This window comes from Fibrobacter sp. UWH5, from assembly GCF_900142505.1.
Classification (GTDB): domain Bacteria; phylum Fibrobacterota; class Fibrobacteria; order Fibrobacterales; family Fibrobacteraceae; genus Fibrobacter.
Genome location: NZ_FRBB01000004.1, coordinates 16764 through 39404, shown reverse-complemented (window position 1 = coordinate 39404; position 22641 = coordinate 16764). Strand labels below are relative to the sequence as shown.

At 50.5% G+C, this 22641-nt stretch carries 22 protein-coding genes; 3 read left to right on the top strand and 19 right to left on the bottom strand.

Annotated features, from left to right (window positions below; genetic code table 11):
• Nucleotides 1-147: 147 nt before the first annotated feature.
• On the bottom strand, nucleotides 148-3135 hold the full coding sequence (gene rapA / locus BUB38_RS05200; RefSeq protein WP_073158068.1) for an RNA polymerase-associated protein RapA: 2988 nt from the start codon (nucleotides 3133-3135) through the stop codon (nucleotides 148-150).
• An 86-nt stretch (nucleotides 3136-3221) separates the two neighbouring features.
• On the opposite strand from rapA, the gene BUB38_RS05195 reads away from it, so the two are divergent.
• Together BUB38_RS05195 and murA are read left to right on the top strand one after the other, a co-directional pair.
• On the top strand, nucleotides 3222-4058 hold the full coding sequence (locus BUB38_RS05195; protein ID WP_073158065.1) for an RDD family protein: 837 nt from the start codon (nucleotides 3222-3224) through the stop codon (nucleotides 4056-4058).
• Nucleotides 4059-4063: 5 nt separating this feature from the next.
• Complete coding sequence (murA, locus tag BUB38_RS05190) at nucleotides 4064-5347, top strand: UDP-N-acetylglucosamine 1-carboxyvinyltransferase (RefSeq protein WP_073158062.1); 1284 nt, start codon at nucleotides 4064-4066, stop codon at nucleotides 5345-5347.
• 392 nt (nucleotides 5348-5739) lie between these two features.
• On the opposite strand, the gene BUB38_RS05185 is transcribed toward murA, so the two are convergent.
• From BUB38_RS05185 to BUB38_RS05130, 13 genes are all read right to left on the bottom strand, one after another.
• Nucleotides 5740-6741: a tetratricopeptide repeat protein gene (locus BUB38_RS05185; RefSeq protein ID WP_249505810.1), complete on the bottom strand. Its 1002-nt coding sequence runs from the start codon at nucleotides 6739-6741 to the stop codon at nucleotides 5740-5742.
• Between the two features lie 99 nt (nucleotides 6742-6840).
• Nucleotides 6841-7440 (bottom strand): OmpA family protein, encoded by a 600-nt coding sequence (locus BUB38_RS05180; protein ID WP_073158058.1) that lies wholly within the window; start codon nucleotides 7438-7440, stop codon nucleotides 6841-6843.
• 17 nt (nucleotides 7441-7457) lie between these two features.
• Nucleotides 7458-8768 (bottom strand): translocation protein TolB, encoded by a 1311-nt coding sequence (locus BUB38_RS05175; protein ID WP_249269310.1) that lies wholly within the window; start codon nucleotides 8766-8768, stop codon nucleotides 7458-7460.
• 19 nt (nucleotides 8769-8787) lie between these two features.
• Nucleotides 8788-9564 (bottom strand): energy transducer TonB, encoded by a 777-nt coding sequence (locus BUB38_RS05170; protein WP_254793676.1) that lies wholly within the window; start codon nucleotides 9562-9564, stop codon nucleotides 8788-8790.
• Between the two features lie 11 nt (nucleotides 9565-9575).
• Entirely contained in the window at nucleotides 9576-9986 is a 411-nt protein-coding gene (locus BUB38_RS05165; protein WP_073158055.1) for an ExbD/TolR family protein, read from the bottom strand.
• Between the two features lie 8 nt (nucleotides 9987-9994).
• Nucleotides 9995-10687, bottom strand: a complete 693-nt coding sequence (locus tag BUB38_RS05160; protein WP_139258260.1) for a MotA/TolQ/ExbB proton channel family protein — start codon at nucleotides 10685-10687, stop codon at nucleotides 9995-9997.
• Between the two features lie 233 nt (nucleotides 10688-10920).
• Entirely contained in the window at nucleotides 10921-11652 is a 732-nt protein-coding gene (locus BUB38_RS05155; protein WP_073158049.1) for a ribonuclease HII, read from the bottom strand.
• A gap of 100 nt (nucleotides 11653-11752) precedes the next feature.
• Nucleotides 11753-12343: a phosphoribosylglycinamide formyltransferase gene (gene purN, locus BUB38_RS05150; protein ID WP_073158047.1), complete on the bottom strand. Its 591-nt coding sequence runs from the start codon at nucleotides 12341-12343 to the stop codon at nucleotides 11753-11755.
• 64 nt (nucleotides 12344-12407) lie between these two features.
• Complete coding sequence (locus BUB38_RS16855) at nucleotides 12408-12542, bottom strand: hypothetical protein (protein ID WP_254917597.1); 135 nt, start codon at nucleotides 12540-12542, stop codon at nucleotides 12408-12410.
• 202 nt (nucleotides 12543-12744) lie between these two features.
• Nucleotides 12745-14634 (bottom strand): SulP family inorganic anion transporter, encoded by a 1890-nt coding sequence (locus BUB38_RS05145; RefSeq protein WP_073158044.1) that lies wholly within the window; start codon nucleotides 14632-14634, stop codon nucleotides 12745-12747.
• An 88-nt stretch (nucleotides 14635-14722) separates the two neighbouring features.
• Nucleotides 14723-14998 carry a hypothetical protein gene (locus BUB38_RS05140; RefSeq protein ID WP_073158041.1) on the bottom strand — a complete coding sequence of 92 codons (276 nt, stop codon included), beginning with the start codon at nucleotides 14996-14998 and terminating at the stop codon, nucleotides 14723-14725.
• A 14-nt stretch (nucleotides 14999-15012) separates the two neighbouring features.
• Entirely contained in the window at nucleotides 15013-15597 is a 585-nt protein-coding gene (locus BUB38_RS05135) for a hypothetical protein (protein ID WP_073158038.1), read from the bottom strand.
• 10 nt (nucleotides 15598-15607) lie between these two features.
• A complete protein-coding gene (locus tag BUB38_RS05130; protein WP_249269312.1) occupies nucleotides 15608-16108 on the bottom strand; it encodes a sulfurtransferase TusA family protein in 501 nt (166 codons plus the stop codon).
• 160 nt (nucleotides 16109-16268) lie between these two features.
• Here BUB38_RS05130 and BUB38_RS05125 point away from each other — a divergent pair, with 160 nt between their 5' ends.
• Nucleotides 16269-17840, top strand: a complete 1572-nt coding sequence (locus BUB38_RS05125; RefSeq protein WP_170932275.1) for a glycosyltransferase — start codon at nucleotides 16269-16271, stop codon at nucleotides 17838-17840.
• A gap of 68 nt (nucleotides 17841-17908) precedes the next feature.
• On the opposite strand, the gene BUB38_RS16950 is transcribed toward BUB38_RS05125, so the two are convergent.
• The 5 genes from BUB38_RS16950 to BUB38_RS05100 form a co-directional block, all read right to left on the bottom strand.
• Nucleotides 17909-18139 carry a prepilin-type N-terminal cleavage/methylation domain-containing protein gene (locus tag BUB38_RS16950; protein WP_073158033.1) on the bottom strand — a complete coding sequence of 77 codons (231 nt, stop codon included), beginning with the start codon at nucleotides 18137-18139 and terminating at the stop codon, nucleotides 17909-17911.
• On the bottom strand, nucleotides 18127-18441 hold the full coding sequence (locus BUB38_RS05115; protein WP_073158030.1) for a type IV pilus modification PilV family protein: 315 nt from the start codon (nucleotides 18439-18441) through the stop codon (nucleotides 18127-18129). The genes BUB38_RS16950 and BUB38_RS05115 overlap by 13 nt, the downstream gene beginning before the upstream one ends.
• Nucleotides 18438-19205 (bottom strand): hypothetical protein, encoded by a 768-nt coding sequence (locus tag BUB38_RS05110; RefSeq protein ID WP_139258257.1) that lies wholly within the window; start codon nucleotides 19203-19205, stop codon nucleotides 18438-18440. Before BUB38_RS05110 ends, BUB38_RS05115 begins: the two co-directional genes overlap by 4 nt.
• An 86-nt stretch (nucleotides 19206-19291) precedes the next feature.
• On the bottom strand, nucleotides 19292-20356 hold the full coding sequence (locus BUB38_RS05105; RefSeq protein ID WP_073158023.1) for a hypothetical protein: 1065 nt from the start codon (nucleotides 20354-20356) through the stop codon (nucleotides 19292-19294).
• The gene (locus BUB38_RS05100; protein WP_254794884.1) at nucleotides 20353-22059 is read right to left on the bottom strand and encodes a type II and III secretion system protein; all 1707 of its coding nucleotides are present in this window, start codon (nucleotides 22057-22059) and stop codon (nucleotides 20353-20355) included. Before BUB38_RS05100 ends, BUB38_RS05105 begins: the two co-directional genes overlap by 4 nt.
• Between the last annotated feature and the right edge of the window lie 582 nt (nucleotides 22060-22641).

Sequence of the window (22641 nt, the reverse complement as noted above, 5' to 3'; positions counted from 1 at the left end):
CTCACTACGTTCGCTTTGAGGTATCAGGTCGCTCGCGTCGCTCGCTTTCAGGTTAAATTACAAATCTCTTTACATCTCTCAAAATTCTTTCCCGGTTGACCTCATGCCTCAGAGGGCCGCAAGGCCCGACCTCATTCCTCATACCTATTATCTGCAGACCAGTAGGCGGATGGCATCCAGGCGGAGCTGCGGGTTAGAAATAATCTTCTTCCATTCCTGGGCATTCTTGCGGAGCTGCTTCAACTGTTCGTTGTTGCCAGCCTTGCCACGCATAGTCAGCAAGTGGTTCATGCGCTGGTATTCCTGTTCGGCACGAGCTTCCACAGCTTCTGCAGCCTGTTCGGCAAGTTCCTTAGCCTTGGCAGTCACCTCACGACGGGCAATAGCCAAGCCTTCCTTACCAAAGTACTTCAGAGTCATGTTCACAGCCGGATTTCCCTGAGGCACGGCCACATCCTTAAAGGTAGCCTTGGCAAGATCTTCAAGCTTGCTAGACAAGTCTTCGCCATTGGGGTTCACCAGAACGCTAATGTACTTGGGACCCGCAATGTCAGACACGCCCCATTCTTCAGAAATGGAGAAGTCTACAGCAAAGTTGTACTGCATGAGCAGGCCGCGCATACCGGAGTTCTGCCACATATTGCAAGACACAGCGCCATTGTCCAAAGTAGTTTCAAAGTCAATCACACCCTGAGACAGCGGATGTTCCAAGCTAACAAAATCCACTTCGTCATGGATCATGGCTACATTACGGTCAAAGGTAACGGTCAGGCTGGAGGCATCGGAGTAACGAGCATCTTCGTCACCGCCACCACCTTCAGAGAAGTCGCCCACATTCTGGACCACACGTCCGCCACCGCCACTGCTACCAGGCACACCGCCCACAGATTCGGGCATCCCCGGCACAGAACCGGCTTCCACCTGAGTTCCCATGGTCACCACATAGCAACCCGGAATCTTGCTCTTTTCAATTTCAAGTCCGCGGTTCATCAACGAAGAGAACACCAAAGTTTCAAGTTCAGGTTCAGCATCCACGCGCTGGATTTCGTCGGTAATTTCCTTTGCCTTCGCCGGATTGCGGGAGTTGAATTCCAGCAAGCGGTCACGCCCCTTCTCGATGTTCTTGCGCATGGTGTCGCAATCCTTCTTCACCTGGGGAATGACATTGTCCATGAAGTGCTGCAGGAATTCCTGGGGTTCTGCCAAGGCGGCAATCAACTCGTCGGTGTACTTCAGGAACAGTTCGCCACCGCTCATCATGGGAGTGCCGAAAGCATTCAAGCCGTTGTGGTACCAGCGGAACATGACTTCCTGACCGGAACCCTTTACGTAAGGCACATGGATGATAATGTTTTCAGTCTGGCCAATGCGGTCCAGTCGACCGATACGCTGTTCCACCAAGGAAGCGTCCAGCGGCAAGTCAAACAAGATCAAGTGATGGGCAAACTGGAAGTTACGGCCTTCGGAACCTATTTCAGAAGCGATCAGAAGGTTAGCGCCGTTTTCACGGCTAAAGTTTGCGGCGGCCTTATCGCGGGCCATGATGGTCATATTTTCATGGAACATGGAGAAGGCGCCTTCGCCCATGTATTCCGTCAGCAAGGTCTCAAGAGCAAGAACCACCTGAATGGATTCGCAAATCAGCAGGACCTTGTCGTCCTTATGTTCCTTCAGGAACTGCTTCAACCACACATAGCGTTCGTCCATGCACCAGGCATCGGAGTAGCTGGTGCAAAGCAAACCGTTTTCCTGAATGTCCGTAGACATATCCAGGTCGTTCTCGGCAGCCACGTTCACCATTTCGCGATAACGTTCGTTAGGTTCCAACGGGATTTCGTCCAACACGCGCTTGGGGAATCCGCCCACGCCCTTACGGGTATTGCGGAACACCACGGAGCCAGTACCCACGGCATCCACGATACGGCGGATCCATTCATCGGCAGACATGGACTTGGCGCTTTCCTGTTCAAGCCAGGGGCGGATCATGGACTTCTTGGGAACAATTTCGTTCAGGTCGTCCCAGCTCATCTGCTGACCAGGATCGGTAGGCAACTTGTTCAGTTCATTCACCAGTTTGCGGTACGCATCCTGATCCTTGATAAAATTATTGTAATCCGCAAAGCGGACCGGGTCCAACATCTTCAGTCGGTTAAACTGGGATTCCGGATGGAACTGCAGCGGAGTACCGGTCAAGAGCAACACACCCTTGGAGCGCTGGATCACCGCATTGGCCAGCAAGTATTCGTGGCTGGTAAATCCATCTTCGCAAACCAGGTGGTGAGCTTCATCGATAATGGTCATGTCCCACTTGACCTTCAGCAAGTCTTCGATCAGGGCCGGCTGCTTGATCAAGAAGTCGATGGAACAGATGATGTCGTTGGCCTGGGAGAACGGATTGGGCTTATCGTCTTCGTCAGCCACAAACAAGCCCTTCAGGTAGCCTTCATCCACCAAAGTAAACAGATGGTTGAAGCGGCGCTTCATTTCCACCAGCCACTGATGCTTCAGAGTTTCGGGAACAATCACCAAGGTACGGGTCACGCGTCCGCGGGCCTTCAGGGCATGCCAGATCATGCCGGCTTCGATAGTCTTACCCAGGCCCACTTCGTCAGAAAGCATCAGACGGGGCAGAGCGGAGCTGGAACAGGCGCGCTGGCACAGATAGTACTGGTGGGGAATCTGGCTTACACGGGGGCCAATCATACCGCGTACCGGCGAAGACTGCCACTTGCAATACAGCTTCATGGACTGTTCGCGGCGGAGGAACTGGTCGCTATCGGAAATGCGGTTTTCCTGCAGGGCACGGAACAAGTCGGCGGGCCTAGCAATGGAAATCTTGCCATTCAGTTCGGATTCCTTCATGGAACGACCGGCGCGACCTTCATAGACCACCAGCCCATCCACTTCCACCACATTTTCCACCGTAAAGGAAACACCCTTTTCGCTCTTCGCAGTTTCACCCACGGCAAGCAGGAAACGGTCCACCGGGGCACCCATGGAACGGTAAAGACGAACATCATTCACAGCAGGGAAAGAAATCTTCACAATACGGTCCTGAACTTCCGTGACTATGCCGAGTCCCAGAGCAGGTTCCGATTGACTTACGTAGCGTTGGCCAACCTTAAAATTCATCATAAGCCCCCAATTTAGTTTTTTTTCAAAATTTCGGCTTCCCTACTACGCCCGACAATATCCGCTTTTTTTGCTACATTGTACCCAGTATGATTTGGTATTATATTGATGAAAGCATAACCGACGGAGACAGGCGCAAGGGTCCTTATTCTATCGATGAATTAATGGATCTTGTCAAATCCGAAACGGTAAAGCCCCAGACTCTGGTATGGCACTCAGGTATGAAGGACTGGGTCCGCTGGGAAGATACGGAAGAAGCAAAGAACAATGCTAACCTTTTTGAAAAGGGGGAATCCGCAGAAGGTTCCGTCCTTTCCGACGAAGAGCAAATCAAGGCAGCCCTAGAAGCCATCCTGGCAGAACATAAGGCCTCCAAGCGCTACGCCGGATTCTTCGTCCGCGCCGCCGCCTATTTTGTCGACAACCTCATCCTTTCTGCATTCGGAATCGTCATCCTCATGGTCCTGAGCGCAATGCAGCTGGCCGACCTGAACGCCATTTCCGAAGCAATGAACGCCTACATCGCAGACCCCACCGCCGAAGACGCCATGAGCAAGATCCTGGAAGCCCCCGGCACCCATCTGTTCCTATCCATCTGGGGTATCGTGCAGGGCATTTACTTCATCGTCTTTACCGCAATAAAGTCCGCCACCCCCGGCAAGAAGTTGTTCAAGATCCATGTGGAACCCGCCTACAGCATCAGTACCGTCAGCGGAATCGCAAAGGTTAGCTGGGTTCTCAGCACATTGCGTTATGTGGCAAGCCTTTTCACCCAGTTCACCTTGATGTTCTACGGCATCGGCTATCTGGTGGTCATGATTGACCCCAAGCGCAGATCCCTTCATGACTGGATTGCAAGAACCTACGTGGTTCACGACACAAGTGTTAAAATCAAAGTTCGTCCCGACGACGATCAGGAGAAATAGTTTATATGTATCGTTTTGAAGTTCACCAGGCGGTAAAACCTCTCGAAGGTGAAGTCGAAATTTCCGGCGCAAAGAATGCCGTGCTTGCCGTGATGGCAGCCGCTCTCCTGGCCGACGGCGTTTCCGAAATTACAAACGTCCCCCACCTGAAAGACATGAAGACCATGTCTGACGTGCTCCGCGTTATCGGTTGCCGTATCAGCGGTGAATCCCACCAGCTTAAAATCGACACCCGCGGTGCCGACCATCTGGAAGCCCCCTACGAACTGGTAAAGACTATGCGCGCCAGCTTCTATGTGTTGGGACCTCTGGTGGCCCGCTTCGGACGTTGCCGCGTTTCTCTCCCCGGTGGATGCGCCTGGGGCCCCCGCCCCGTGGACTTGCATTTGAAGGGTCTTGAAGCCCTAGGTGCAAAAATCACATTGACCCGCGGTTATGTAGAAGCAACCTGTGAAGGACGTCTCCCCGGCGGTAACTTCAACTTCCCCATTTCTTCTGTAGGCGCCACCGTCAACGTGTTGATGGCAGCCACTCTCGCCAAGGGCACCAGCGTTCTTCAGAATGCCGCCCTTGAACCCGAAATTGACAACCTGGTGGACTTCCTCAACTCCATGGGTGCCAAGATCCAGGGCCGCGGAACCCGCACCCTTACCGTGCAGGGCGTGGAAGCTCTCCGTCCGGGCAAGTGCTTTACCATTCCCGACCGTATCGAAGCAGGCACCTTCCTTTGCGCAGCCGCCATCACCCGCGGATGCATCAAGGTCACCAAGGTCTTCCCCGAACATATCGCCAGCACCCTGGACGCCTTCCGCGATATGGGCTGCAAGGTGGAAGTGGGCAACGACTGGGCTCAGGTTGACGCCCGCGGCGTAGAACTGAAGCCTATCAACGTCACCACCCTCCCCTACCCCGGCTACCCCACCGACATGCAGGCTCCGCTGATGGCAACTCTCGTTTCCATCCCGGGCAACAGCACCATCCAGGATACAGTCTACAACGACCGCTTCAAGCACGTGGCAGAACTGCAGCGTCTTGGCGCAGACATCCAGGTGAACGGCAACACCGCCATCATCAAGGGCGGCACCAAGCTGGAAGGTACCGATATCATGGGTAGCGACCTGCGTGCAACAGCCGCACTGGTTCTGGCCGCATTCATTTCCGAAGGCGAAAGTACCGTCAGCCGCGTGTACCATCTGGACCGCGGTTACGAAGACTTCGAAAATAAAGTCGCTAAGATCGGCGGCGTAGTGATCCGTCACTCCGACGACGAAGAAGACGATAATTTCTGATAATGATGCAAGGGAGGAGCTATTCCACCCTTGATTCATTCACCCAATTGACCAAATTACTGACCAAATTGGTCCAAAGGCGCCGTTTGGTTAGTAAAAAACGAATACCTTTTCCCAACGGAAGAGGTTTTTTGTTTTTGTCTTACTAACCAAATTGACAAAAAAACGATGTTTGGTTAGTATATATATTCCAATTTTCAAGAAAACACTATATATAAACTAATTTCTTACTAACCAAACTTTCTTACATTCGACATTAGGTTAGTAAACCCCGAAAAAAAACTCCCACACACGCGAATTCCACTTCCGCACCCCATTCAAAACCTTAAGGCAAAAAAAATCCGGCGCAGCGGGCTGCGTCGGACTTTTTTCATTTTTATGTAGGTAAAATTCTACGGATTTGCAGCGGGGGCAGCAGGTGCGGGGGCCGCGGCGGGATTTGCGGATTCTACGGCAGGAGCGGCGGAGGGGTCAGCGGGGGCTGCGGCAGGTGCTTTTTCCGCAACGGGCTGAGCTTCCAGGGGTACTTCCTTAGGCACGCAAGCTTCTACAGGAGCGCCTTCCTTAACCTTGTCTTCCTTTTCCAGGATTTCCTGGAGCATTTCGGCGGCCTGTTCGAACTCGCCGGTAGTTTCGCAAGACTTGTTAGAAAGAATCTTCTGCAGATACTGCTTCTGCATATCGATATCGCATTCATCGCTGTAGATGCTAGCCAGCTTGAACATCGCCGGGCAAGTCTTCTGACCATCGGGGAATGCTTCGGACATACGGGCGAAAACCTTCTTGGCCTTATCCATCTGATTTACTTCAATCAGGCAGAGAGCCATCCAGTACAGAGAATTTTCGGCAAGTTCGCCGGTCTTCATCTGTTCATAGACCTGCTTAAAGCCGGAGTAGGCCAGCTTATATTCGCTACGGTGATAGTCGCTGCGGGCAGTATTGAACATGGCTTCCGCTTCCACAAGCTTTTCAGCTTCGCGTTCCAGGCTGTCCATAGAAACAGGAGCCGGAGCGCCGCTGACCACAACCTTCTTGGCAAGGATCTTGTCAGACTTACCCAACAGCATGTCCAGACGATACAGAATTTCTTCCTGTCTAGAGTCATTGCGTTCAGATTCGTCGGACACTCGACGAGAAAGCATGGTAATTTCAGCCTGCATACGCTTTTGAGCCAGGGAGGCCGCTTCCAGACGAGCCAAAGCCGAGTCCAGTTCTGCACGCAGGGAATCATTCTGAGCGCCCAGAGTTTCTACGGTATAGGCAGCATTCTTCTGCACGGTAGTCTGCACGTCCGTGCCAACAGCCTTCATTTCCTGAGTGCGGAGCATGGTCACCTGACTACAGCCAGTGAGTGCCAGCGCGACAACAGCAATACCCAAAGCCAATCGTTTCATATACACCTCGCTATAAAACCAGCGAAAAATAAACGTTCAAGTCCACATTATTCATTGGCCTCAATCATGAGCAAGCAAGCTTGCTCGCGACACCCGGCTCTAGTCCTTAATATTCACGCGGAAGTTAGCGCGACGGTTCTGAGAATAGGCTTCTTCAGAGGAACCTTCAGCCTTGGGAGCTTCCTTACCGTAGCTAACAGATTCCATGCGCTTGTTGTCGATGCCGTAAGCAGCCAGGAATTCCTTCACCTTCATGGCGCGCTTTGCACCCAGGGTAAAGTTGTAATCTTCGGTACCGCGAGCATCGGTATGGCCTTCGATAGTGATGGTGAAGCGTTCTTCCTTGATCAGGAGTTCGCCAACCTGAGCCAGCAATTCCTTAGCCTTTTCAGTCAGTTCGGAACGGTCAAAGTCAAAGTAGACGTCTTCGCTCATGATCTGGTTGATCAGCTGTTCCAGACGGGCACGTTCTGCTTCAAGGCGGGCACGTTCTGCAGCAAGGCGTTCAGCTTCAAGGCGAGCCTGTTCTGCAGCCAGGGAATCCTGGTTCACGGGAGCAGATTCAACAGCGGGAGCTGCTTCTGCAGCGGGAGCCTGTTCTGCAGCGGGATCCGTTACAGGGGGCTGCTTCTTGGAGCAAGCGACAAGGGCGAGGGAGGCGGTAGTAACCACCAGGGCGAGTTTAACGAAGTTCTTCATTTTGCACCTTCTTTTGTTTATTGTTTATTATCGTCTTCATAGAAGAAGGACCAGGTAGGCGCGGTGTTTTCGCCGGAGTTGGTAATACGGGTCACGTTGGATCCGTCCTTCCTCATGATATAAATCTGATAGCTTCCGCTGCGGTTACTTGCGAAAGCGATGAGCTTACCATCGGGAGACCAGGTGGGATGCTCGTTGTTGCCTGCGTTGTTGGTCAGCTGTACAATGTCAGAGCCATCCAGGGCGCAGGTATAAATATTCATCTTGCCATTATCCATGGAAGTATAGGCAATGCGATCCCCTTCAGGAGACCAGCTGGCACGTTCATTGTAACGGCCCATGAAAGTCACGCGGCGCATATCGCTGCCATCCTTGCCCATCACAAAAATCTGAGGTCCACCGCCACGGTCACTGGTAAACAGGACTTCGCTGGCAAAGGGGCTCCAGGCGGGGCTTGTCTGGTTACTCTTCAGATAGGCAAACTTCCTGGCCTTCCCCGTTTCAGGATTACCGATATACAGATCCGTCTTACCGTCTACGGTACTGGAGAAAAGTAATTCGCCAGTTTTGGGATTTACAGCAGGACTATACGTCTGATCTAGATGAGGGAACAAAGACTTAATAGGTCCGCCAAACGTCTTGGAATAAAGCTTGGGGCGGTGAGTCTGGAAGTTCACAAAGATCAAGCCCTTATTGCCGCGGGTCCATACAGGCATCATGCTGATGGTCGTATCGCGAGTAATCTGGGAACGATGGAAACCATCGTAGTCAGAAACCACAACCTGCTTGACTCCATCGATCTTGGATACATAGGCCAGCTTGGTGGAGGCAACACCACGTTCGCCCCACAAACGGTAAATGACCTGGTCAAAGAACTTGTGCATGGCACGGCGAAGGTCCTGCTGACTGATAGTATAGGCTTCGCCCAGCATCATGTCCTTGGTCTGAGCCACATAAAGGAAGCATTCCAGACGGAGCTTGCCACCTTCAGCCGGAGTCACCTTACCGGTAATGTAGTGCTTGGCACGATTCTTACTGAACAAGGCCAAGTTGAACTTGTCAGAAGCAATCACTTCGAAACGTCCAGAGAGTTCTGCATCTCGGGTAATGATCTGATGAGGTTTTTCCTCGATCCACTCAATGGCACCCTTGGTTTCGGTAAAAGGCACAATGCCAATGGGCATAGTCTTGAACACCGAAATACCAACGTCTACCGCAATGGTATCAATGGCAGCAAAGCTTGCGACCGGGGAAAACAGCAGGTACGCAAAGAACAGTACCAGAGCCCAGGACAGAAACTTAGAGATAGCCTTGATTTTTTCAATCATATCCGATCACACCTCTATATTAATTCGGCGTAAAGTTAAAATGCAACGTCAAGCTGGGAGCTCTAAAATTAAGCGGAAGCTCCGGAGCCTTGGAAATCGAGACCGCACGAACAGACAAATGATCCCAGGTCTTGTTACCCGAAGAACGCTTCAGCGTAATTCCAGTAATGCCACCAAAACGGTCAATGGTAAACTGCACCGTGGTCTTCACGCTCTTCTTCACAGACAAACTATTGGGAGGATTGAAGTTCGCCATGATAATGCGTTTCAGCTGTTCCAGGTAGACCTGCATCAACGGGTCCATGTCAACAGAACCCACAGGATTCAAGCTGGGCGCTTCTACAGCGGCCGGCAAATCCAGGTCATCCACGTCAAAGTCATCTACCGGCTCCGGCTCGGGTTCCGGTTCCGGCTGCGGTTCCGGTTTTTCTTCCGGCTCGGGTTCCGGCTTCTTTTCTTCTTCGGGTTTGATGTCCGGCGGAAGTTCCTTATTTACCTTGGGCTTCGGCTCAGGCTTAGGTTTCACGTCGGGCTTAGGCTGTTCCTTAGGCGGATCAGGCGGAATTTCTGGGGGCTTAGGACGAGGCGGTCTGGGGCGAGCCTTCGTAGGCTGTTGCACCTGCACCATCTCGAACACGGGAATGGGTTCCGGTTCCTGCTTGAAATTCACAAAGTGAATACCAATACAAATTCCTGCGATCACCATATGGAACACAACGGCGCAAATGATGATTCGCACCATCATTCCATCGCCTTCGCTAGAGAAGTAGCGGATTTGTTCCTTACGTTCGCTCACTAAAATAATCCTTACCTTTTACCCGGTTTTTCTTTCGGGTTCATGGTCAAGAAGCCAAGCTTTGTAACGCCCAGCTTCTGCACCTGGGTCACCACCTTCATCACAAGGCCGTACTTCACTTCTTCGTCGGAGTTAATGACCACAGCCATTTCCCCATTCCACAAAGACTTGAACACGTTGTTGAAACTATGGAAATCCACCATCATGTCTGCGATGTAGATTTCTTCCTTCTTGGTGATGGAAACCTTCAAAAGTTTTTCCTGCTCCATAGTCGGAGCCTCGGCCTTGGGCAAGTCCACCTTGACACCCTGGCTCATGAGGGGAGCAGAAATAATGAACACGATCAAGATGGCGAACACGATATCAATCATGTTCGTCAGGTTCATTTCCTGCTTAAGTTCTTTACCGCGACTGCGCTTCACGACGCCTCCTAGCCGGCCACTTCTTCAAGAGCCAGCAAGTCACCGCGCTTGAATAAGCTCAGCACCTGGGAACCAAAGTTGTAATAGGAAATTTCGTTCTGACCGTTATGGGAGGTAAAGTAGTTGTAGCCGGCAGATGCGGGAATAGCCACCACAAGGCCGCCAACCGTAGTAATCAAAGCCATAGCGATACCGGGAGCCACCACAGTCAAGTCGGCAGAACCGTGCTGACCGATCTGGAAGAAGGCCACCATAATGCCCCAGACCGTACCCAGCAGTCCGAAGAAGGGAGCCAGGTTGGAGCAGGTTGCCAGGAAGCTCAGATAGCGGTCTTCGGCCAGGCGCAGACCTTCGATAGAACGCTGGATGGTATCTTCCAGCAAGGACGCGCGGTGCTGGATGGAGTCATAACTCACGAAGTTACTGAACTTGGAAGCTTCCTTAAGTACTTCGGAAGTAAGGCTCTTCAGGGCACTTTCGTCGGCGGTTTCGCACAGGGTCTGCAGTTCCACAAACTGCTGAACGTTAATGAACTTGCGGAAGAACACCACATTGGCCCGCTGATTCTTCTTGTTCACCACATACTTGACCAGAATAATGCCCCAGGAACCCAAGGACATGACTGCAAGAATGCAGAGCACAACAATGGTAGCGATGTCCGACTGGGCAATCATTTGAAACAGAGGAACTGAGTTATTCAAAATAGCCTCCCTTCATAAAAAAGGATTACATAAATCTTTGACTATCAATAAGATAGAAATTTTTTAAGTTTTACATCTTCATTAAGACATAAAACCATGGCAAAATGTCAGTTTTCACCACAAATTAAAGAGAAAATACAAAAAAGAAGGTGCCAAGACCCAACATTTACAATTTCTTACAAAATAAATGGGTCCGTCAAAACAAATAAAAGTCAAACTTTTACAAATAAAAATTATAACGGAAGTTCCAACTGCAAAGACTTGGGATGGAAACTCATGCGGTGTTCAGGGGTATAGCCAAGCTTTCGGATCGCATCAAGATGAGCCTTGGTACCATACCCAGCATGCTTGTCGAAGCCATAACCCGGATATTTCTTCTCCAGGTCATCCATGTAACGGTCACGGAACACCTTCGCCAGGATAGAAGCGGCAGATATACTGGCAACACGGCCGTCACCCTTTACAATAGGCAGCTGGTTATCCTGAGGAATACCTCGGATCTTCAAGTTACCGTCTACTGCTACTAATATAGACGAGAGGGATGAAACCTCAGCGAAGGAACCCTTGACTTCAATGGGGATCTGGGGGGCAGATTCCTGAATACCAGGCATTCCCAGAGCCTGCAAGGCGCGGCGCATGGCCAAAAAGTCAGCCTCTAGAATATTGATTTCATCAATTTCGGCAACGCTGGCACTGGCAATGGCATAGCAGGCGCAAGCCTCCTTCACCGCTTCGAACATAGCTTCGCGCTTGGGGCGGGTCAGTTTCTTGGAGTCGTTCAGCGAAATCAAGGCGTCAGGCGATTTGAGAACGGCAACACAGGCAACCACAGGGCCAGCCAACGGCCCTCGACCCACCTCATCAACACCGGCAATGATGGATCCTGCGAAGTTCTCACGAAGGGCAACTTCACCATCGATAGGCGATTCGATTCCATCCAGAAATGCCGGCAGTTTAAATTTCATAAGCTACGTGCGGTGTATTACGAGCCATGAGCTGCGAGCTAAAGTCAGGCGGCTTCGCCGCGATTATTGAAGCTCAAAACTCACAACTGATTGCTGACAACTATTTTACCAGCGCTTCGCCGTATTCCTTGATGGTACGCCAGTACAGGTCGTGTTCCTGAACAAGCACACGGGCAGCAAGAACTTCCGGAGTATCGTCAGGCATAACAGGCACCTTTCGCTGGGCAAGAATGCGACCGGCGTCAATTTCTTCGGATACCAGATGGATGGTAGGACCAGATTCCGTTTCGCCTGCGGCAAGAACAGCCTCGTGTACGAAATGCCCGTAGAAGCCTCGACCACCAAACTTCGGCAACAGAGACGGATGGATGTTCAGCACACGGTCGGGCAGACGTCTCAAAATGCTGGTAGGAATTGCCTTCATATAACCAGCCAGAATCAACAAGTCGATATCATACTTGTCAATCACTTCCAGGAGGGCGGCTTCATATTCCGCCTGGTCCGGATGGGTCTTGCCAGAAATATGGAACACGGGGACACCGTAAGTCTTAGCGTGGTCAACAGCACCACAGCCACCATTATTGGTAATGAGGAACTTACACTGGGCCTCCAGATCGCCCTCGCCAATTCGATCTATAATCGCTTTAAAATTGCTTCCTCCACCGGAAGCCATAACGCCAATCTTAAACATGGTGCCAAAGATAAAAAAAAATGCGACTCAAGGCCGCATTAACCACAAAAACTATAGAATTTGACTAGAACAGATGGACAAGAACAATCACGGCAAACAAAACCATGATGTAATTTTCCATAAAAATACCGAAAGGAGTCTTCTTGAAGGACTTTTTCTTTTTCACTTTTTTCGGTTCTGCAGTCAAGTACTTATACATTATAGCTCCTATAGTGCCCAACCAAAACTTCCCTAAGCGAGGCCAAATATAGAAAAGGAAAGGCTCTCCTCCTAGGAACACAAGCCCATAAAAATTTTCAGTGTGAGATAATTCACAACAGCAATTCTCAACATATTTTTTGAGAACAAAAAAGTCGCAGGGCAAAGCCCTACGACTCTTAAAATTCATAGATAGGATCTAATTATTTCAGCTTCCAGACAGGTTCTTCAGCAACCTTTTCTGCGATGACTTCGGGAGTACCTTCGGCCACGGCTGCGTTGGATTCTTCAGGCAGCCAGGGCTTGTCGAGACCCTTTTCCCAGCTCACAGTGGGGTTCGGATCTACGGAAGCGTCAACCACAGGCAGGCCCAGAAGTTCGCGGGCACGGTTCAAGGCGGCATCGATGTTACCCAAGGCGTTTTCTTCGCCAAGCTGCTTCAGCACACCTGCGCGGGTCAGGGCCACCACCGGCTGGGCGTGCACACCGGAAAGGAGCAGCTGGGTACCGTCGGCCTTGCAGTGGTTCAGCAGGTCTTCGATCATGTTGATACCGGCTGCATCGATGCTGGAAACGCTACGCATGCGTAAGATGAGGATCTTGGGCTTCACTGCAATGCGGTTCAGGGTTTCCTTGAACTTGTCTACAGCACCAAAGAACAGGGAACCGGCAAGTTCATAAACCACAACGCCCTTGGGAACCTGACGGGCAAATTCGGTGTGTGAGACTTCTTCGTCATCGGCACGGATTGCATCGGTAACGGCATCCACTTCGGCAACTTCACTCATGCGCTTGATGAAGAGGATGGCAGCAAGGAGAACGCCCACTTCGATAGCCACAGTCAGATCGATAATCACGGTCAGGAAGAAAGCCACCAGCATAACGATCACGTCGCTCTTGGGAAGCTTGAACATCTTGATCACAGCGCGATAGCCGCACATATTGAATGCCACCTGGAAAAGCACTGCGGCAAGGGCAGCCATAGGAATCATTTCGGCATACTTACCCAGAACCAGCATGATGAGCAGGAGCACAACAGCATGAACGAGACCGGAAATCGGGGAAACGGCACCATTACGGATGTTGGTTGCAGTACGGGCAATAGCGCCAGTAGCCGGAATACCACCGAACATGGGAGAAAGAAGGTTAGCCACGCCCTGACCGAAAAGTTCAGTGTTGGAGCGATGCTTGGTAGAAGTCATACCGTCGGCCACCACAGCAGAAAGCAGGGATTCGATAGCACCGAGAATAGCGATAGTCAAAGCAGGCTGGAACACTTCGCGCATCATGGAAAGGCTGATGTTCGGGAGATGCGGAGTGGGGAAACCAGACGGGATATGGTTCTTCATACCGATGGTCATGACGCCGTGGCCGTTAATGGGGTCGTCCCAGCCAAGCACCTTGACAATGACGGTAGCAACGATAATGGCGATGAGGGAACCCGGAACCTTGGTGGTGATCTTCGGCCAAAGAATGCAGACGGCCAAGGCGATAACACCGATAATCACGGAGTATACGTTTACAGTGTCGAAAGAGGAAACATAGAGCTTGATCTTGCCCACGGCGTCGGCAGGGTCCTTAGCCAGGAACTTCAGACCGAAGAAGTTGGGAACCTGACCCAGGGCGATGATCACGGCGATACCGGCAGTAAAGCCCACAGTCACCGGATACGGGATGAACTTGATGATGGCACCAAACTTGGCAAGGCCGAAGACAATAAGAATGATACCGGCTAGGAGCGTTGCGGAAGCGAGGCCATCGTAACCATACTGGCTAACGATGCCGTACACGATCACGATGAAGGCACCAGTGGGACCGCCAATCTGGAAACGGGAACCACCCAAAAGGCTGATGGTGAAACCAGCAATGATGGCAGTGTAGAGGCCCTGTTCAGGACCCACGCCGGAAGCGATAGCGAAAGCGATTGCCAGAGGCAATGCCAGGATGCCGACGATAACGCCGGACATCAAGTCGCTAATAAGATTTTGCTTGGTATATCCCCTCTTAATGGACTTTACAAGTTCGGGGGTAACAGTTGCTACAGATTCGGTCAAGAATTTCTTGACGGATTCTTTGGCATTAACGTTAGACATTTGGGCTTCTCCCTTTAAAAAGCGGCCCAAATTTAATTAAATCCAAGAATTTCGTTAAGGGTAAAAATTACCTATTTGAAGCCGCCCTCTAGCGGAGGCTCTTCTTCACGGAGCGCATCAGATTCCTGATTTCCTTGCTAGACATGGAAGGAACGTCAGCCTCTTTCTGAGCCTTTGACTTGGGAGCGCAATTTTCGCAGAGACGCTTGACCACGGTACCAAAGCTTGCCGCGCCGTCAGAAATAGAAGTTTCCTTGAAACGGAACTTCTTAAGGAGGGCTTCAGTCTTGCACTTGTCGCAGATACCCATCTGGGGAACGGCAGGTTCACGGGGAGTACGCATCTTTTCAGTCTTGATTTCCATTATTCCACCTTTTCTTATTTTATTTCTCTAATTATAAAATCATACATGAATAAGCCCAGCAGCATATTGCACAAGGGGGTAGCCCTTCCCTCTTCTGTGTAGAGGCTACGTCCAAACTTGCCCCTTTCCAGCTGCTTTTCCTTGTATTTTGCGGCATGGGCTGCGAAATCTTCTACAAAGACCCGCTTCTCGTTTCGTCCGGCCAATTCAAAAATTCGTTCGTTCAGGGCCGTCAACTGCGCCGGTTCCGGAGGAAACATGTCTTCGGGAATAGTCAAAAAATGCAGTGGAGCGGTTGTCTTGTTCAGGAGTTCGCTAGCCAATGCGCTATACCGATCAAAAACGCCATTATAGTCTACACCGCCCCGCTTCAGTTCGCGAAGTCCAAGACCTATGATAAGGCGGCCAGCCTTTTTGCCGATAATGTCGGAAGAAGCCCGGGTCAAAAGCTGAGCCATGCTCTGGGGGGCAGGCGCATTGATGGAAAACTGGATAGGCCGATTAGCTTCTCGACACAGGATCATTTCGGAGCAACGGTTTGCCGCCTCGCCCTGTTCTCCCAGAAATTCATCGCCTAATATCAATATACGGTTTTCCACATGTTATAATCTACACAATTGCACCGCCGCAAACCACACTTATAGACCAAAAATTTCCTTTTTTTTCGCGATTTTCCACAATATGGCCATCGGCGACCAAGGACTGGGGTACGTTTTCGATGGGCGACCCCTCATCTAGATAGATGGTCATACGGGTCCCCTTGGGAGCTCCGGCAAGCACCAGCCGACTGCGGGCCGCGTTTCTGGGGCATACCACCCCGCGCAAGTCCAAAAGTTCAGGAAAATCAGAACAAAGTTCCTTCGGCAGTTCCAAAACCTTTATTTTTTCGCAAAATTCGGCAATTTTAATACCATTGGCACATGGGTCCTCTAGCCATGGTCCCATGGGAATTCCGGGCAAATTGGCGGCAACCACCATGGCAAGAGCCTCTTCCGGCGGAACCACCCTGCCGGAACCACGACGAATCCAGTCGGCGCAGGCAAAAGCCAGCAACTTTTTTAAGGATTCATCAAAATTAGACAGCCCCTGATTGGCGGTCAACCATTTCATGATAGGACTTTTTTCCAATTCGCCAGCCATATTTGACCAAATTTTAGGTAAAAAACACCAGATAATCACAATATAATGTAGCAAACTTCACATTGGGTTTCTATATTTGGCCCCAAACCTTGAAAAAGGCCATTATTTTAATACAGGTTATACGGTTATTATGGCAATCAGTACAATCCTACTGGACATCATGTTCGCGGTCTACGTGATCGCGGGTGTTGGACTCGTCATCTACGGCTTCAGCTGCTACTACAGCATCTACCTGTTCCTCAAGAACAGCCGTACCACACGCCTTTCCGACCGCAAGAAAATCTTGCAGTTCTATCGCGAACACAGCATGGCAGACCTGCCTCAAGTCACCACCCAGCTTCCCGTATTCAACGAAGCTAACTGTGTCGAACGACTCCTTGAGGCCGTATGCGCCATAGACTACCCCAAGGACAAGCACGAAATCCAGGTGCTGGACGACTCCACCGACGAATGCTATGAAGTCGCCAAGAAGAAGGTGGAAGAACTGGCAGCCAAGGGCTACGACATCAAGCTCATCCACCGCACCAACCGTCAGGAATTCAAGGCCGGCGCTCTTAAGGAAGCCATGGCTGTCGCCAAGGGTGAATTCCTTGCAATCTTCGACGCCGACTTCGTACCGGAGAAGGACTTCCTCCTGAAGACCATCCCCTACATGGTCATGGACGAACAGGTGGGCCTGGTCCAGGGTCGCTGGGGTCATCTGAACCGCACCGAATCCGGTCTTACTCTCGCTCAGTCTATCGGTATCGACGGCCACTTCGTGGTGGAACAGTCTGCACGTAGCTGGGGCAAGCTCTTTATGAACTTTAACGGTACCGCAGGTGTCTGGCGCAAGCAGGCCATCTATGGCGGTGGCGGCTGGGAAGGCGATACCTTGACCGAAGACATGGACCTTTCTTACCGTTCTCAGCTTGCTGGTTGGAAGATGAAGTTCGTGTTCGACGTGATCGTTCCTGCAGAACTCCCCAACGATATCAACTCCTTCAAGGCTCAGCAGTTCCGTTGGGCAAAGGGCTCTATCCAGACCGCAATCAAGATTCTGCCCCGCGTTCTCAAGTCCAACGTTCCGACTCGCGTAAAGATTGGTGCAATCCTTCATACGACTCACTATTCTATTCACCCCTGCATGTTGTTCACTGCACTTTGCGCATGGCCCCTGCTGGCATTCTTCCAGCCCGTAGCTAACCTGCCGGTCTGGGTTTACACAGTAGGCTTCACATTCATCTTCCTCGCTGCAATCGCTCCTTCTGTTCTTTACTTCGTTGCACAGCGTTGCTCCGGCTATACCGGTTGGAAGGTCCGCCTTCTCAGCATGCCGATCCTTATGGCACTGGGTGTAGGTATCGCAGTCAGCAACTCCAAGGCAGTGTTCGCCGCAATCACCGGCCGCAAGAGTGGCTTCGTCCGCACCCCCAAGAGCGGTGTCGGCCAGAAGAAGAAGGCTACCAGCCACTACAAGCAGAAGTTCCCCTGGCAGGCAATCCTTGAACTGGGCGTTGGCGTCTACTGTATCTTCGGTATGCTGGAATACATCGGCGCACAGAAGTTCATTATCGGACCGTTCCTCGCCCTCTACTCCATCGGTTTCCTTTCTGTTGGCGTTCTGAGCTTTATGCATTACCTGGGCAACCTGGTTGAAGTTCACAAGGCTCGCAAGGACGAAAATCATTTCGTTGAAGACGTGGACAAGGGTCAAGGCTAACAGCTAACCCACCTAGAGATTAAACCCCGGCTTTTCGCCGGGGTTTCTTTTTTTCTAGCATCAGGCATTTACCGTCTTTGATAACATCGCCCCTTACCATAGGGAAGAACCCCATTCATTTGTTCTATCTGAATTCGAGATTCCGTGATGTATTTTCGTTGAAGGTGTAACGTCGCTTCATGATATCTGACATAAAACAAAAATGCAGACAATGTAACGACGGACGCAACAGACACGGCAACCATCAATTCCATCAAGATAAAGCCTCTATTTTTCTGCAGACGGATTATCGTTTGCATTGGACAAGCCTTCTAAAATGAACCGGATGAGCAGGAGGTTCTGGAGTTACAAGAACATCAGCCCACGCGAGACCGGTTCCTGGCAACACCGAGTCAAGCTGATTGCAGGGAGGCGGATTTAAAACAAAGCTTTCAACCTTAGTGACAGCCGATTCAAAGGCCAGAGTTTGATTGCGTTCAGCCGTCTTCATTCGATTAAAGAAGTCGAACATACGGTCAACCGCCAACATCCCGACAGACATGACCACAATCGCTGTCCAGACCTCCATTAAGGTAAAGCCTCGGCAAGAGTTTAGGTTCATTGCAGGCTCCAGCGAAACGGCTCAAGGCCAGACAAAAACGAATTGCCGTCCGAAGCCAAATCTCTGGCAGGAAGCAACAATGGAGCGGATATATTCCGGGGAGCATATTCCACAGAATCGTTCAACGACATCAAGGCAGAAGGATATTCCCCCAAGGCGCGCTGTCGCAAAACAACGGGACCATCTGCCAGGAGGGCTCCAGAAAAACGAACATTTCCAGAAACTTCCTGCTGATCAGAACTATAGGTTTCAAGCCACCCAGCCCTGACATGGCCAGACAAAGCTATCATCCCGGCAGCATACAATCGCAAAGTATCAAACATTGCGGAACCTCGAACAGAGATACTCCCCGTGGACTTAAAATTACAGGATTGGGCGGATCCGAAATAGTCCACCAGCAAATCTCCGTCCTGAACAAACAGGGAAATATTTTCTGCAGGTCCCATCAGACGGCGGTTGCCCGATTTTATGACGAGGTTCTTTTTCAGCAGGATTTCCCGGTTGAGATTTGTCCGAAAATTTTCGACGATATTTTTCTTCAGCAGGCGCGGTATCTGCGAAGAAATTTCTGAAGAATCCAAACGACGTCCCGCCAAAACCTTTAGACGCCGAAGAGAATCCACAGGAGTCGATAGTTCCACCCATGGGCCTGCCGGAGCACAATCAACACTAGTATCGACGAACCCCTCCAAGTGCATTAGCATTCTAGATTCACTATCATACAAGGTCTGCAGATCCTTTTCTAGAGATTTCGCCTTTCGCAAGACACCCCCTGGCATAGACAGCAAGGCGGAGACCATAAAACCGACACATAACAAGATTACCACCACGACGGGCAACACAGCCCCCTTCATTTAACCTCCACAAAAAACTGTTTATTTCTGCAAGAAAAGAGAACCCCATTTTTTAGAACGTCCCGCACAACAAGCCCTCCAAGAGAATCTCCCCTAAAAAAAGTTTTTCCATCCGAAATAAACAACTTCCCAGACACAACCCCCTGTACCCGCACAGAAGAATCGCATTTCATAGTCACAGTCCCCATGTAGGGTTTTAACTCCGTCACTTTTTCAGAGACTGTTTCTTCAGACACCATAGGCAATTCAGGAACCGTAGTCAATTCCGGAGGAACCACATCTTCCAGGGGAATTGATTTTTTCGAGGAGCCGATCCACCACAGCCACGCTCCAATTAAAAGAAATGCGAACACAACAAAAAAGATGGCGTACATCGACAATCCAACAAACCGATTATCATCACACAAATTGATTTCTCGCCCCAAGGGATCCATGGCAGCCCTTTTAAACAAGCCGTTTTTCCAGACCGTTTGCGACACATCTTTCGGACACTCAATCCGTATGAATTCCATAGTTTCATATCGACTAAAAAGAGCGTCTTGCTTCACAAAGCCCCTCAAGGTTTCAAGTCGATTTTTCAAAGAATCATCTTTTTCATAGCCGGTTTCCTCTAGCCAATGGCAAAGACGCCCTTCAAAGAAAATCAATACAGTGAGCGCCCCTCCTTCCAAAAAATAGAACAGCCCATTCCCACCCCAGTCCTTGCCCATTAGTTGACTACCTCGCAGGATTTCATCGGCGGCCCCATAAATCCAAAAACTTTTTGGAAGCATCCGAACCAAGCCCAAGTTTTTCCTCCATCCAACAATCCCTTTACAAGGTTCTAGATCTTCGCAACCAAGAACGGCCAGATAACGGAAACGACGGCCTTCAGCCGAATTAAAGGATATCAGGGGAAACAGCCAATAGCGCCTACCAGCCATCCGCAACCTTTCACACGTCAAGGGGAAATCCATTTCAAAGGATTCATGCAATTCCTGCACCGTGGGAGACTTGTCGTAAGTCGTCGTCCATTCCCAGGTCAGCAATTCACAATTCGCAGCCAAATACCACCCGATCATGGAACATGCCCACCTTCAAGATAATTCAGGTCTTCTATGTGAGGCGTTATAAAAATGGCAAGTTCATTTTCCTCTTCTTCCTCCGACACATAGCTGAACAATCGACCCACCAACGGCAAACTTCCTAAAAAGGGGACAGCCGACCGCACCTCCGTTTTGTTCTTGCGGATTAGCCCGCCAAGACAAAAAGTTTCCCCATCCTTCAACACCACAACCGTTTTTAGATTGCGGGTACTAATGTCTCGTGGACCATCTCCGGTACTACGTCCAGCGGTCTTTATTTCTGGCGAAACTTCCAGGGTAATACTTCCGTCCTGCGTGACCGTCGGCGTGATTTCTAGAGAAATTCCATCATTAAAGGAGCGGTAATCCGTAATGGGATAGCCATCTGCCGAAACTTGACTCACTAGATAGTAGACGGTATTGGTCACATTCAATTCGGCTTTATTACCGTTAATCGTGGCTAGCCTAGGCCGAGCCAACACTTCCGCAGAATTATTTTCTTCGAGGGCGGCCAATTCCATTTCAAAACGGTCCGGCAACACGCCCACCTTTCCAAAGGCCCCCGACTTTTGCCAACGGGAATCTGTAAAATCCCAGAACCCACGGAAGCCCACATTTTTCTCCCCTGTCTTACGGGCCGCCCCACCATGAATCCCGATTTCAAAACTTTTCCCCCGTTTAAATTCTACAATCAGACAAGACAATGTCACTTGCAAGGCAGGAACATCTACCTGGGACAGCAAATCTTCAGCCAAGCGAATATCTTCGCCGGAGCCATTCAACAGCAAGCTGTTCTGCTCCTTTACCTCTACAGCCACAAAACCGGAACTATGGGGAAACTTGGAAAGGAGCCCCAGCGCCCGTTCCGTATGCACATGTTTCAGAGTATAGAGCCGCGTTATTGATAACGTCTCTAGACGTCCCGTTCCTGCCACATACAGGGTTTTACGATCCAGGGAGTATCCTAGACGGCGGTCCTTGAAAATAGCCGACAGCAACGTCTCCAACGGTACGTTTTTCAAACGGAGGCGAACCACTTCGGCCATTTCACCATAAAGCGCCAGGTCTAGGTTCGCCACATCGGACAATTCCTTTAGCACACGTTCTAGAGGAGCCTCATTGGCGTCAATGGAATAGCAGGAATCTCCCCACAAACTATCCTTCTGCAAAAAGACTTGCCCCACCTCCGCATGACCGAAAGTTCCAGAAACCCCATCGGCAGTAACGCTTTCAGATTCTGCATCACCGGCTTTTTCTACGCGAAAAGCAGCCCCGTCCCGCACCAACTTGAAACCATTAGACTTCATCAGCAGACGCAAAGCTTCTTCGGCCGTTACACCTTGAAGATTGCCGTTCACTTCCCCCTGTACCCCTTCCATCATCAGGACGTTCATTCCCGTGTTATTTCCAAATTCCCTTATAAAGTCTGCGATCCCCTTCTGCTTAACCGAAATCGAAATCAGGGAATCATGCATAGAGAACAGGTGCTCCCCGCGAATGCGGGCCTGCCGCACATGAAACACCTCTCCCGACTGGGCCAGCTCTAGCCCATGAGCCTCACACAGGGCCGCTAGTCCATCTAACACCCCCACTCCCTCAAGGTGAAAAGTGACACGGATATCCAGATTTCCATCTACCAGGATCGGCGTATCATAGGCCCGCGAAACAGAACGGACCACATCTGCAATCGGCGTGTCCACAAAATCCAAAGCGACCGCCTGCGCAAAGGCAACGCCGCTGAAAGCCCCCCAAAGGGCCCAGAACAGTACTTTTAAAGGATGCAAGAAATCCCAATTTGGTTAGGCTTATACCGCCCACAAGGGCGCCCGGCCAGGGATATAGAGAAAGCACTCCAATTTGAAGTGATGGAGATAATATATAAAACTGCAGACAATTTAACGCTAACTGGATAAAAAAAGCAACCGGCACATTTTTTACGTTTTTACAGCCCCTTTTTTACGAAAAATCCCTTGCCAACAGGTAGGGATATTCATAAATTTTGGACATGAAGATGATTTATGCTCTTACAGTTGCATTCGACGGCCGATGGTGGCGCGGACTCTAACATAGAGTCTGGTATTTGCAAATTGTATCGCGCGTTTAAAGCGTAAGAGCAAAGCGGCAAGGCTTCCAGACTCCCTGGAGGCCTTAAATTTTTCCCCTTTATATTTAAAATCCTCCGGGTCGGAACCACAACCCAGTCTTGGGTCGTGAAGCCTCGCCAAAAGAATTTTAATAAGTGCGTCATTCTGAACGCAGTGAAAGAATCCATGCTATGCTGG

Coding starts and splice junctions, on each gene's coding strand:
- rapA (WP_073158068.1), bottom strand. CDS start 3,135: ATGATGAATTTTAAGGTTGGCCAACGCTACGTAAGTCAATCGGAACCT.
- BUB38_RS05195 (WP_073158065.1), top strand. CDS start 3,222: ATGATTTGGTATTATATTGATGAAAGCATAACCGACGGAGACAGGCGC.
- murA (WP_073158062.1), top strand. CDS start 4,064: ATGTATCGTTTTGAAGTTCACCAGGCGGTAAAACCTCTCGAAGGTGAA.
- BUB38_RS05185 (WP_249505810.1), bottom strand. CDS start 6,741: ATGAAACGATTGGCTTTGGGTATTGCTGTTGTCGCGCTGGCACTCACT.
- BUB38_RS05180 (WP_073158058.1), bottom strand. CDS start 7,440: ATGAAGAACTTCGTTAAACTCGCCCTGGTGGTTACTACCGCCTCCCTC.
- BUB38_RS05175 (WP_249269310.1), bottom strand. CDS start 8,768: ATGATTGAAAAAATCAAGGCTATCTCTAAGTTTCTGTCCTGGGCTCTG.
- BUB38_RS05155 (WP_073158049.1), bottom strand. CDS start 11,652: ATGAAATTTAAACTGCCGGCATTTCTGGATGGAATCGAATCGCCTATC.
- purN (WP_073158047.1), bottom strand. CDS start 12,343: ATGTTTAAGATTGGCGTTATGGCTTCCGGTGGAGGAAGCAATTTTAAA.
- BUB38_RS16855 (WP_254917597.1), bottom strand. CDS start 12,542: ATGTATAAGTACTTGACTGCAGAACCGAAAAAAGTGAAAAAGAAAAAG.
- BUB38_RS05145 (WP_073158044.1), bottom strand. CDS start 14,634: ATGTCTAACGTTAATGCCAAAGAATCCGTCAAGAAATTCTTGACCGAA.
- BUB38_RS05140 (WP_073158041.1), bottom strand. CDS start 14,998: ATGGAAATCAAGACTGAAAAGATGCGTACTCCCCGTGAACCTGCCGTT.
- BUB38_RS05130 (WP_249269312.1), bottom strand. CDS start 16,108: ATGAAATGGTTGACCGCCAATCAGGGGCTGTCTAATTTTGATGAATCC.
- BUB38_RS05125 (WP_170932275.1), top strand. CDS start 16,269: ATGGCAATCAGTACAATCCTACTGGACATCATGTTCGCGGTCTACGTG.
- BUB38_RS16950 (WP_073158033.1), bottom strand. CDS start 18,139: ATGCAAACGATAATCCGTCTGCAGAAAAATAGAGGCTTTATCTTGATG.
- BUB38_RS05115 (WP_073158030.1), bottom strand. CDS start 18,441: ATGAACCTAAACTCTTGCCGAGGCTTTACCTTAATGGAGGTCTGGACA.
- BUB38_RS05105 (WP_073158023.1), bottom strand. CDS start 20,356: ATGATCGGGTGGTATTTGGCTGCGAATTGTGAATTGCTGACCTGGGAA.